The 11,433-nt window shown below is 56.5% G+C and carries 10 protein-coding genes and 1 pseudogene; 6 read left to right on the forward strand and 5 right to left on the reverse strand.

The window, feature by feature from the left end; all coding sequences use genetic code 11:
* The first annotated feature begins 294 nt into the window (after window positions 1–294).
* The 4 genes from HMPREF2796_RS02240 to apbC all read left to right on the forward strand — a co-directional run bounded on the left by HMPREF2796_RS02240 (window position 295) and on the right by apbC (window position 5,224).
* The gene (locus HMPREF2796_RS02240; RefSeq protein ID WP_023887968.1) at window positions 295–972 is read left to right on the forward strand and encodes a response regulator transcription factor; all 678 of its coding nucleotides are present in this window, start codon (window positions 295–297) and stop codon (window positions 970–972) included.
* A 182-nt stretch (window positions 973–1,154) separates the two neighbouring features.
* Window positions 1,155–2,594 carry a sensor histidine kinase gene (locus HMPREF2796_RS02245; protein WP_070630627.1) on the forward strand — a complete coding sequence of 480 codons (1,440 nt, stop codon included), beginning with the start codon at window positions 1,155–1,157 and terminating at the stop codon, window positions 2,592–2,594.
* A 189-nt stretch (window positions 2,595–2,783) separates the two neighbouring features.
* The gene (locus HMPREF2796_RS02250) at window positions 2,784–4,034 is read left to right on the forward strand and encodes a cell division protein ZipA C-terminal FtsZ-binding domain-containing protein (protein WP_083308616.1); all 1,251 of its coding nucleotides are present in this window, start codon (window positions 2,784–2,786) and stop codon (window positions 4,032–4,034) included.
* 107 nt (window positions 4,035–4,141) lie between these two features.
* Entirely contained in the window at window positions 4,142–5,224 is a 1,083-nt protein-coding gene (gene apbC, locus HMPREF2796_RS02255; protein ID WP_070630629.1) for an iron-sulfur cluster carrier protein ApbC, read from the forward strand.
* 409 nt (window positions 5,225–5,633) lie between these two features.
* Here the strand turns inward: apbC and HMPREF2796_RS02260 are convergent, their stop codons facing one another.
* From HMPREF2796_RS02260 to HMPREF2796_RS02275, 5 genes and pseudogenes are all read right to left on the reverse strand, one after another.
* Complete coding sequence (locus HMPREF2796_RS02260; RefSeq protein WP_070630632.1) at window positions 5,634–6,257, reverse strand: apurinic/apyrimidinic endonuclease family protein; 624 nt, start codon at window positions 6,255–6,257, stop codon at window positions 5,634–5,636.
* A gap of 377 nt (window positions 6,258–6,634) precedes the next feature.
* Entirely contained in the window at window positions 6,635–7,888 is a 1,254-nt protein-coding gene (locus HMPREF2796_RS11810) for a 3'-5' exonuclease (RefSeq protein ID WP_371327459.1), read from the reverse strand.
* A 24-nt stretch (window positions 7,889–7,912) separates the two neighbouring features.
* A pseudogene (locus HMPREF2796_RS11815) lies at window positions 7,913–8,656 on the reverse strand (UvrD-helicase domain-containing protein); the annotation flags it as partial.
* A 24-nt stretch (window positions 8,657–8,680) separates the two neighbouring features.
* Window positions 8,681–8,986 carry an RnfH family protein gene (locus tag HMPREF2796_RS02270; protein ID WP_070630636.1) on the reverse strand — a complete coding sequence of 102 codons (306 nt, stop codon included), beginning with the start codon at window positions 8,984–8,986 and terminating at the stop codon, window positions 8,681–8,683.
* Complete coding sequence (locus HMPREF2796_RS02275) at window positions 8,979–9,416, reverse strand: type II toxin-antitoxin system RatA family toxin (RefSeq protein WP_003824723.1); 438 nt, start codon at window positions 9,414–9,416, stop codon at window positions 8,979–8,981. Before HMPREF2796_RS02275 ends, HMPREF2796_RS02270 begins: the two co-directional genes overlap by 8 nt.
* A 224-nt stretch (window positions 9,417–9,640) precedes the next feature.
* Between HMPREF2796_RS02275 and dprA the strand changes: the two genes are divergently transcribed.
* Both dprA and HMPREF2796_RS02285 read left to right on the forward strand, forming a co-directional pair.
* On the forward strand, window positions 9,641–10,933 hold the full coding sequence (gene dprA / locus HMPREF2796_RS02280; RefSeq protein WP_070630637.1) for a DNA-processing protein DprA: 1,293 nt from the start codon (window positions 9,641–9,643) through the stop codon (window positions 10,931–10,933).
* Window positions 10,930–11,400: a Smg family protein gene (locus tag HMPREF2796_RS02285; protein ID WP_070630639.1), complete on the forward strand. Its 471-nt coding sequence runs from the start codon at window positions 10,930–10,932 to the stop codon at window positions 11,398–11,400. The genes dprA and HMPREF2796_RS02285 overlap by 4 nt, the downstream gene beginning before the upstream one ends.
* The last annotated feature ends 33 nt before the right edge of the window (window positions 11,401–11,433 follow it).

Below are 11,433 nucleotides of genomic sequence, written 5' to 3' on the forward strand. Positions count from 1 at the left end.
GAGGCTACCTGAAAGTGAAGCGGCAACCCCGTTAAAACCAAGCGCCGTTTCCTGCCGGGCTTAAACAAGCATAACATCCGTGATATCCCGCCCGACTTACGCAAAGATACGCAAAAGAATTTGGCTTGTTCGCCTGTATCAGGCAAAGTGTTAAGACGCTTGAAATTCAACAGTCAACCAGCCTAATCCCGGCTGCCGAGCTGGAAAAATCACGTTGGTTGGCCATATTGCCGGGCAAGCCCCGGCAGCAAAGTTTCCGTGCTGCAACGGCACATAAAATACTAAGGAGTAAGTATGAACCGTGTTTTATTGGTAGACGACGATGCCCTGCTCACCGAGCTCTTAACCGAATACCTGAGCGCCGAAGGGTTGGAAGTTAGCAGCGTGCCGGACGGCGAAGCCGGCGTAAGCGAAATTCTCTCCGGTAACTACAACGTGGTGGTGCTGGATTCCATGATGCCCAAACTGAGCGGGCTGGATGTGCTCAAAACCGTGCGCCAGCAGAGCAAAATCCCCATCATCATGCTTACTGCCAAAGGCGATGACATCGACCGCATCATCGGCTTGGAAATGGGCGCCGACGACTATGTGCCCAAGCCTTGTCAGCCGCGCGAACTCTTGGCGCGCATCAACGCCATCCTGCGCCGTACCCGCCTGGCCGAGCCGGACAACAACACGCCTAATGTGATTTCCGTGAGCGACGTTACCCTCTATCCGGCCAAGCGCCAAGCCACTATCAACGAAGCCCCGCTGGAGCTCACCAGCACCGAATTCAATCTGTTGGAAGTGCTGATGCGCCATGCCGGCCAGGTGGTGAACAAAGAAACCCTCTCGCTCGAAGCGCTCGACCGCAAGCTGGCTAAGTTCGACCGCAGCATCGATGTGCACATTTCCAGCATCCGCCACAAACTGGGCGACGCCTCGCTCATCCAAACCGTGCGCGGCCTGGGTTATCTGTTTGTGAAAAACTGATATTTCAATTTTATTTTTTTGAAGCTTACGCTTTCAGGTAGCCTGCATCAAACAGGATAAAGGCTACCTGAAAATACCGCTTCTTCATTTGCACTATCCACCCAACGGCCGCCGCCAAGCCTAAACCGACTGACGGCGGCATTGTTTTGTGGCTGGGCAAACCTTCCCGCCAAAGCATATTCATGAAACTGTTCCAGCGGATTTTCCTCACCTTCTTCTTCGTTATCATCGCCGCCATTTTTGTGGCTAGCTTCTCCTTCTGGCTGGTGCAGGATAGAGTGGCCGAAAGCCGTTTCAAACAGCAGCGCGCCTTCGAAACCGGCCTGCTGAATAGCACCGTTACCGTGTTTCAAACCCGCGGCCTCTCCGGCGTGCGCGAAACCCTGCAAGACTGGAACAACACCCCCACGTTCGACAACATCCTCGTGATTTCCGGCGACAGCAAAGCCGATATTTTCCAGCGCCAGGTCGAGCCCGCCCGCATCCTGGCCGCCCGCAAATTCGCCGCCGAATACCCCAACACCCGCGCCGTGCGCGTGGCCTACGACCCATTGGGCGAAGAATACATCTTCATGCTGGCCGATTGGGACAAACAACAGCCCACCCGCCTGCCTTCCCCGCTGATGATTCCCGGCGTGGAAATGGCGCCGGTGTGGCACGAGCTCATTATCCTCAGCTTCATCATCATCGTCGGCCTGCTTCTGGCCTACATCCTTGCCCGCAATATTTCCCAACCCATCCGCACGCTGGAGCGCGGCATGAGCCGCCTGGCCGAAGGCGATCTCGAAACCCGTATTTCCCACCAGCTGCTCGGCCGGCGCGACGAGCTGGCCAAACTCGCCGTCCAGTTCGACCACATGGCCGGCCGCCTGCAAAAACTGGTGGAACGCGAACGCCACCTGCTGCACCACGTTTCGCACGAAATGCGCTCCCCGCTGGCGCGTATGCAGGCGCTGCTCGCCCTGCTGCAAGTGCAGCCGCACAAACAGGAGCAAAACATCAAGCGCCTCGAATCCGAGCTCACCCGTATGGACAAACTCGTGGGCGAGCTGCTCACCCTTTCCCGTTTGGAAACCGCCAACGTGGAAATGGAAAAAGACCCGCTCAAGCTGGTGCCCTTCTTGGAAAACCTGGTGGAAGACTGCCGCGCCATCGCCGTGCAGAACAATCAGCAAATCGATTTTGCCTACGACCCGGCCGATGCCGAAGCCACTGTTTCTGCCAACGAAGGCTACCTCTATCGCGCTTTCGACAACGTATTGCGCAATGCCATGGCCTACAGCCCAGAAGGCAGCAAAATCCATGTCCGTCTCTCCGGCCACAAACACCATTGGCACATCGACATTGCCGACAACGGCCCGGGCGTGGACGAACGCCAGCTGCCGCACATCTTCACCGCCTTCTACCGCGCCGACAGCGGCGCGCACAAGCCCGGCACCGGCCTTGGCCTAGCCATTGCCCGCCATGTAATCGGCAAACACAACGGCCGCATCAGCGCCGCCAATGTGCAGCCCAACGGCCTCAACATCCACTTCGAGCTGCCCGAGCTCACCGCCAAACAGCAGAAGCTGGAAGAAAAAGAACGCGAAGAAAAAGAGCGCGGGCAGGATGAAGGCAAATAAACCGGAAGCCGTTGCCGCAGCAGAAGCGCGTATTTTTCAGGTAGCCTTATTCCCACTAATGCCCCAGTAATCGTTCAAATCAAACCGAGCCAACACAATATGGCCGGGTTTGAAACGGCCGTCTATGGGAAAGAAAGCCTTTTCGCTATATAATTCCGCTGTTTCGACAGCTCCCCTTCGGAAGTATCAATGAGCACCAACACCATTCTGATTATCGCCATCCTTATTTTCGCCCCCGTGTTCGGCGTATTGCTGTACAACACCTATCAGGAAAAGAAATACCGCGATTCCATCCGCGCCCAATTCGGCCATGCCGATAAAGACGCACTGATGGAAAGCCACACCCATTCCGTGCGCGACGGCCAGCAGCAAGCTCCCGCTGCCGAAGCAGAGGCTGCGCCGCGCCTGCAGCCGGCCTTCGTTAAATTCAGCCGTGCAGACGAACCGGCCGCCGAAACGCCCGTTGCCGAAACGCCGACCGAAGCCGGCAGCACACCTGCCGAGCCAGTATTGCAGGCCGAGCCCGCCGCCGAAGCCCCCGCGTTCAACTTCCAGCCCGTGCCGGCGGCCGCGCCCTCGCAAACCCAAGAGCCGGCCAAACGCAAGCTGCTGCTTGATTTGCAGGATTTGGCCAAACAGCAGCTGCCCTGGTTCGACAGCCGCTTCGACTACCTCTGCTACATTTCCCTGAAAGAGCCGCAGGAACTGCATGCCATGCCGCGCCTTTCCAGCCGCCACCGCTTCCGCATCGCCGGCTGCACCATGGACGACCGCTTCCAAATCGCCGAGCCGATTCCCAGCGTGTACTACCAAGGCTTTGTGATTGGCCTGCAAGCCATCAGCCGCAACGGCTTGGCCAGCATTGCCGATTTGGAGCAATTCGGCGAACAGGCCAACGCCTTTGCCGAAAAAATGGACGGCGGCCTGCTGCTCACCGACATCGACACCTTCCTTTCCATCGCCCGCCCGCTGGACGACCTGTGCGCCCGCGTGGATCAAACCATCGCCATCCATTTGGTGTCCCGCAACAACGTGAGCGGCGTAGAATTGCGCAACGCGGTAGAGCGCCAAGGCTTCGAGCTTTCCCACGACGGCATGTTCTACCTGAACGATGCCAAAGGCGAGCCGCTGTTTGCCATCTCCACCCTCGACAACAGCGCCTTCACCGCCACCCTGCTCTCCACCCAGAATTATCGCGGCATCAGCATGCTGTTTGATGCCCCGCACATCCCCGACGGCGAGAAAAACTTCAACCGCTTCATGGATATCGCCGTTAAGCTTTCCAGCATGCTCGGCCTGGATTTGGTAAACGACAAGCTCGAAGAGCTTTCCACCCAATGGCTGAAAGAAATCCGCAGCTATGTGGTGGCGCGGCAAGACGAAATGAAACGGGTGGGCATCGAGCCCGGCAGCGAGCTGGCCAAACGGCTGTTCTCGTAGCCGACCCGCTAAAACACCCGGCCAACCAAACAGGCTACCTGAAACGGCATTTCCCGTTTTCAGGTAGCCTGTTTCCCCAATCCACACACACCTCAAGGAAAAACATCATGCACAACGATAACACCCTACGCGCCGCCGTCGAGGCCGTCGCCATACCCAACAGCAGCCTCACCATCGGCCGCAGCCATGCCCTGCAAGCCATCGAACAAACTGCTAGTGGCCTGCAAATCGAACTTTGCTTCGGTTTTCCCGTCGGCCATATTGCCGACCGGCTCAAGCAAAACATCGCCGCCGCGCTGGCCCAAGCCGGTTGCACCCAAAACGTGCAAACCAACATCCGCAGCGAAATCACCGCCCGCAAAGTCCAGCCCGGCGTGCGCACCATCAGCGGCGTGAAAAACATCATCGCCGTCGCTTCCGGCAAAGGCGGCGTGGGCAAATCCACCACCGCCGCCAACCTCGCCGTGGCGCTGCACAACATGGGCGCGCGCGTGGGCATCCTCGATGCCGACCTCTACGGCCCCAGCCAGCCCACCATGCTCGGCGTGCCTGAGCGCAAACCGCAGCAGGAAAACAAACATTTCATCCCCGTGCGCTCGGCCGAAGGCATCCAAGTGATGTCTATCGGCTTTCTGGTCGATACCGACCAAGCCGTGGTGTGGCGCGGCCCCATGGTGAGCCAGGCCCTGCAGCAGCTGCTGTTTCAAAGCGAATGGGATAATGTGGACTACCTGTTGGTTGACCTGCCGCCCGGCACCGGCGATATCCAGCTCACCCTGTCGCAGAAAATCCCCGTTACCGGCGCCATTGTGGTGACCACCCCGCAAGACATCGCCCTGATCGACGCGCGCAAAGCCGTGGATATGTTCGGCAAAGTCAACATCCCCATTTTCGGCGTGCTGGAAAATATGTCAGTGCACATTTGCAGCCATTGCGGCCACCACGAGCCTATTTTCGGCCAAGACGGCGGCAAAGCGCTGGCCGAACGCCTCGGTGTGCCGCTGCTGGGCCAGCTGCCCCTGAGCCTGCCCGTGCGCGAAGCCATGGATAGCGGCAGCGCCGCCCAAATGCAGGCCGCCCACCCCGCCATCGCCCAAATCTACAGCGAAGCCGCCTGGCAAACCGCCCTGGCCGTGGCCGCCAAAGGCAAAGACTTCAGCAACCGCTTCCCGCAGATTGTGGTGGAATAAACAGCACGGCGGGAATACCAAAAGGCTACCTGAAACCGTTTATCTGCGGTTTCAGGTAGCCTTTGGTTATCTGTGTATTTGTTATCGGGTAAGCCTAGGAAGAGGCTACCTGAAAGCTATTTCTCCGCCTGATATAGGTGGACTGGGGAGCAGGCACAAGCCACGAGGTTGTTTTCACTTCGCCGAAGTTGATGTTTCAGGTAGTCTAATGTTGTAGGCAGGATGCTTAGCAGGTTTCAGGTAGCCTTCTGCCTGAAGTCTGTTGCCAATAGATCGGGCTTATTGTGCGAGCCAGATTTACAGATCGTCAGAATCGCATCAGCGGTTAGCTTCAACACATCGTCTCGACAGATTAAAACCCTGCGGGATTCGTGTGGAATTTAGGGTTAATCTTCGACAGCCAAAAAATTTAAATATTGAAAAATGAACTGTTTGTCTTAATTAAAGAGTTAACATCTGAGCATCCATCTATATTGTCAATCCAAAATTTAAAACCACCTAATATATTTACAACATTCCCCGCTGATATACTAACATCCCTATATTTAAACAGTGCTATCTTATTCGCCCTGTCATAATAAATATAATCTGTAACATGTACATGCTGAATATCTCTATTTATTTTATATGAGTAAACTAATTCATTATATTGCCAAGAAATGGAATACTTATCTCCCTCAAATACTATTGTTTCATCTTTAATATTATCTGGTGGACTCTTATCAATTATTCTTATATTTCTCCAAGCTTCTTCTCCTCCTATTTTTTCTTTCCACTCTTCCGGTGTGATATAAATCTTTATTCCAGACTGTTTGCACATTTCACTTACATAAGAGCGAACTTGAATATACTCTATCCCCCAATAAATACACCATCCTCCCATCAGTAGCATAAAACCAATAAACACGCCAACAATCCCTGACCAGCGATAGTTTGGGAAAATTTTTCGGCATATCTTATGAAACAGCATCATGGAGAAGATGGTTACGATAACCCAAATGAATAAAGCAAACAAAACTACAAAGCCTATCATGTGTGTATCCTTATTTTAATCTTGGCTGCAATCAAACAGATTATAAAGAAAGAGAACAGCTCTAGGGGAGCATGAAGCAAGCTGTCCTTCACTTATTTGGCTGGGTTTTGAATTGGCTGTTTATTAAGGCTACCTGAAAATCTTTCAGCATAGTTGGAAAGGTGCTTACCAATTACCGACCTGGTTATGATATGTGATGCCAGCGTTCATGTCGCTGGAGTTTCTTTTTCAGGTAGCCTCACATGGCGTTTGCCGGATTGCTGCGGCAGGCAAAAGGCTACCTGAAAAGCAATTGCAAACAAAATTATCGCCGTGCTAAATAGGAACGAGGCAGGGTTGGCCTGCCGTTGGGTTTTTTCTATTTGGCACGGCTATATTTATTTGTTCTGCCCCATTTTGGCATTAAGCATATCGAGCATGCTGCGCAGGTTGGCTTTGCCTTCTTCGTGGCTCACGATGGGTTCGCCGCCTTTGCGGCCGAGGATTTTGAGGTCGGCTTGGGGCATTTCGTCGATAAAGCGGCTGGGCTCGGGGAATTGCCAGCCGCCCTGGCGGCGGCGTTTGACGCAGTGGGTGAGGGTGAGGCTGTGTTTGGCGCGGGTGATGCCGACATACATGAGGCGGCGTTCTTCGTCGAGGTTGCCTTCTTCTACGCTGTCGGCGTGGGGGAAGAGACCTTCTTCGCAGCCGGCGAGGATAACGTGGGGATATTCGAGGCCTTTGGAGGCGTGCAGGGTGGAGAGGGTGACGGTGTCGGTTTCTTCTTTGCTGCGGCTGTCAAGCAGGTTCATCAGGGCGATGGTTTGGGAGAGTTCGATCAGGGTTTTGCCGTCTTGTTCGCCTTTTTTGGCCAGCCAGGCGCATAAATCTTGCACGTTGCGCCATTTGATTTCGCCGCTTTTGCCTTCTTCGTGTTCGAGCAGGTAGGTTTCGTAGCGGATGTCGGCCAGGAGCTCTTGGATGAGGCTGCCGGCGGGCTCGCTTTGGGCGCGGCTTTGGTAGCTTTGCATAAGGGCGGTGAACTGGCGCAGGGCTTCGCGGCCGGCAGCGGGGAGCTGGGCTAGGGCTTCGGCGGTGTTGGCGGCGGCGTAGAGGCTGCAGGAGGCGGCGGCTGCGTAGTGGTTGAGGTTGCTGAGGGTGGCATCGCCGATGCCGCGTTTGGGAGTGGTGGCGGCGCGCAGGAAGGCGGGGTCGTCGTCGGGGTTGGCGAGCAGGCGCAGGTAGGCGAGGATGTCTTTGATTTCGGCTTTTTCAAAGAAGCTTTGGCCGCCGGAAACGCGGTAGGGGATGTGGGCGCTGCGCAGGGCTTCTTCAAACAGGCGGGCTTGGTGGTTGCTGCGGTATAGGATGGCGAAGTCGGCGTAGTTGAGGCTGCCGCCGCTTTGGTTGCGCCGGCGGATGATGCTGCCGGCGGCGTATTCGGCTTCGTGCTGTTCGTTTTGGCAGGCGATGATGCGAACGGGCTCGCCTTCGCCGTATTGGCTCCAGAGGGTTTTGGGGAAGAGCTTGGGGTTGTTGGCGATGACTTGGTTGGCCACGCGCAGGATGCGGGCGGAGGAGCGGTAGTTTTGCTCGAGCTTGATGATTTTGAGGGCGGGGTAGTCTTGCTGGAGCAGGCGGAGGTTTTCCATATTGGCGCCGCGCCAGGCGTAGATGCTTTGGTCGTCATCGCCCACGGCGGTGAAGCGGCCTTCGGCGCCGGTGAGCAGCTTCATGAGGGTGTATTGGCAGGTGTTGGTGTCTTGGCATTCGTCCACTAGGAGGTGCAGCAGGCGCATTTGCCATTTGATTCGGATGCCGGCTTCGTTTTGCAGCAGGCGGGTGGGCAGGAGGATGAGGTCGTCGAAATCGACGGCTTGGTAGCTGTGCAGGGTTTCCTGATAGCCTGCGTAGAGCCGGGCAGTTTGGCGCTCCCATTCGTTGGAGGCTACCTGAAAGGCTTGCTCGGGGGTGAGCAGGTCGTTTTTCCACAGGGAGATTTTGTGTTGGACGCGGAAGACGACGTCGCGGCCGCTACTGCCGAGCAGCTCGGCGATGATTTTGCCGCTGTCGGAGCCGTCGAACACGGAGAAGTTTTTTTTGTAGCCGATGTGTTGGGCTTCTTCGCGCAAGAGACGCATGCCGAGAGAGTGGAAGGTGCAGACGGTGAGGCCGCGGGTTTGGCGGCTGCCGAGCATGGCGGCGGTGCGCTCTTGCATTTCGGCGGCGGCTTTGTTGGTGAAGGTAATGGCGGCGATGTTGTGCGGGGCGTAGCCCACTTCGCGGATGAGGTGGGCGATTTTTTCGGTGATCACGCGGGTTTTGCCGCTGCCGGCGCCGGCCAGCACAAACAGGGGGCCGCCGAGATAATGCACGGCTTCGAGCTGCTGGGGGTTGAGTTGGAAGGGTGATGTGGACATGGGGGGATAAGGCTGATTGGGCTTTCAGGTAGCCTCTTTTTTCTGTTTGGCGGCGGCTTTGCGGCGGCGGTTTTCTTTCGGGTCGATGAGCAGGGCACGATACACTTCCACGCGGTCGCCTGTGCGCAGCGGGGTGCTGTCTTTCACTTTTTTGCCGAAGATGCCGATGGGCGCGGCGGCAAAATCAACGTGCGGAAATTCGGTTGCCAATGCGGATTGCAGCACGGCCTGCCGAGCGGTGGTGCCGCAGGCTGCCTGAAAAGCCTGCAGGCTTTGTTTGCCCGGCTCGGCATAGGCCACTTCGATATTGAGCGGGAGATTGCTAGGCATAGCGGCGGCCTGCCTCTTTCACAAAAGCGTCCACCAGCGTGCCGCTGATGTGGCTGAACACGGGGCTGATGAGCGCGGAGAGCACGCGGCTGGAAAATTCGTAGTGCAGCTCGAATTCCACTTTGCAGGCATCGTCGCCCAAGGGCAGGAAGTGCCAAGTTCCGTTCAGGCTTTTAAACGGCCCCTCCAGCAACACCATGCGGATTTCGCGGCCGGGGATGTTGCGGTTGTGCGTGGCAAACGATTGGCGCACGCCCATGTAGTCCATAAACAGCCGTGCTTTCAATTCGTTGCCGCTGCGCTCGATGATTTCGGTGCGGCTGTACCACGGCAGAAACTGCGGATAATCCTCCGCTTTGTCCACCAGCTCGAACATCTGCTCGGCAGAATGCGGCACGAGCAGGGATTTCTTCACGGTTTTGAGCGACATACAAACGGCCTTGGCAATGCAAAGTGCGCATTATATAGCGAAACGCCAAGCCGCCCCACCGCCAAGCACGCATATGGCGCTTAAAAACACAGATTATCAATCGTAAACAATAGATTAATCCAAATCCACTATTCTTGGCTCGAAACTTGCTTGAAGTTTATTCGATACCGTTCGGCCGCCGCCGATCTACTTCTTCAACCCCATTCCCCGCACACGTAAAACCCATGGAAAATTCCGCAGAACGTTTAGCCTGGATACAGCTTGCACTGATGCCGTATATCGGCGCGGAAACGTTTTACGAACTCTGCCGCCACTACGGCTCGGCCGGTGCCGTGTGGGCGGCTGAGCAGGAAGTGGGCGCCATTCTGCCCAGCCGCCCGGCGCAGGAAGCCTGGCGCAGCCGCCGCCACGAGGCCGAAGCCGCTGCTGAAGCTGCGTTGGCATGGGAGCAGCAGGCAAACTGCCGTTTATTGTTGGCTTGCGACGCAGATTTCCCGCCGCAATTGGGCGAAGGCATCACCGCCCCGCCCTTATTGTTTGCCCGCGGCAACACCGAATGGCTGCACCGGCCTTCGGTGGCCATCGTGGGCAGTCGGCACGCTACGCCGCAAGCGATGCGGATTGCCGGTGAATTTGGCGAAGCCTTGGCCGCTGCCGGCATCGTAACCGTATCCGGCATGGCCGCCGGCATCGACAGCGCCGCCCACGAAGGCGCGTTGCGCAAGCAGGGTGGCACGGTGGCGGTGTGGGGCACGGGCATCGACCGCGTATATCCCGTGGCCAACAAAGCACTGGCGCACCGCATTGCCGAACAAGGCTGCGTGCTCTCCGAATTCCCCTTGGGCACGCGTCCGTTGGCCGGCAACTTTCCGCGCCGCAACCGCCTGATTGCCGCCCTCTCCTCTGCCGTGCTGGTGGTGGAAGCTGCTTTGGAATCCGGTTCGCTGATTACCGCGCGGCTGGCGGCAGACATGGGGCGCGAAGTGTTCGCCGTGCCCGGCTCCATCGACAACCCGCACAGCAAAGGCTGCCACGCGCTGATTAAGCAAGGCGCGAAGCTCACCGAAACACTGGCCGATATTTTGGAAGAATGCCCGCAGCTGCCGCAAACCGCATCGACTAACCGCCAAACAGCAGCCCAAACCAAAAGGCTACCTGAAAACGAACGCAGTGAATTTCGCCAAAACGAGCGTAGTGAGTTTCTACATAGTAAAAACGAACGTAGTGAGTTTCTGCAAAGCAAAAACGCAGATGTCGAACATCGCCAAACCAAATCGCTCCCAAGCGAACAGCCAGCCTTGGCCGATGCCACACCGGCATCAACTGAAACGGAAACTTCACCGCTGCTGCAAGCCATGGGCTACGACGCGATACACCCCGACAGCTTGGCCGAGCTGCTCAAACTGCCCGCTGCCGATGTGTATGCCGAACTGACTTTATTAGAAATCAACGGCCAAATTGCCCCGCTCTCCGGCGGCCGTTACCAACGTATTGCTCCAAATAGGAATACCAAATGATTGATGTAATTGCCTTTCTGATAAACAACTTCCAAGACTTCGATACCTGCCCGCCCAGCGAGACCTTGGGCAGCCTCTTGGAGCAGGTGGGTTTCCAGGATGAGGAAATTCGTGATACGCTATTATTTATGAACGTGCTCCAAGAACGCAGCCGCTCGCTACACCGCAATTTTCGCGAAGAGCAGGCAATGCGCGTGTATCTGCCCGAAGAGCTGGCCGCCTTGCCGCCCGAGGCTTTGGGTTTACTGCACTTTTTGGTGCAAAATGGCGCGCTCTCTGTGGAGCAGCGGGAATTTGTGCTGCTGGCGCTGATGCACCTGGCAGACAAGGCGGACGAACCGCTCACCGATGCGCATGTAAAAGTGCTGTCACTCTTGGTGTTGTGGGCAGACAAATCCGAGCTGCCGATGCTCATCAGCGATGATTTGGTCAATGCCCTGCTGCACGGCCAGGCGGTGATGAATTGAGAAAGGCCGCTGCTCTTTAATCTATAAAGGCTA

It is taken from the genome of Eikenella sp. HMSC071B05, from assembly GCF_001811325.1.
Taxonomy (GTDB): domain Bacteria; phylum Pseudomonadota; class Gammaproteobacteria; order Burkholderiales; family Neisseriaceae; genus Eikenella; species Eikenella corrodens.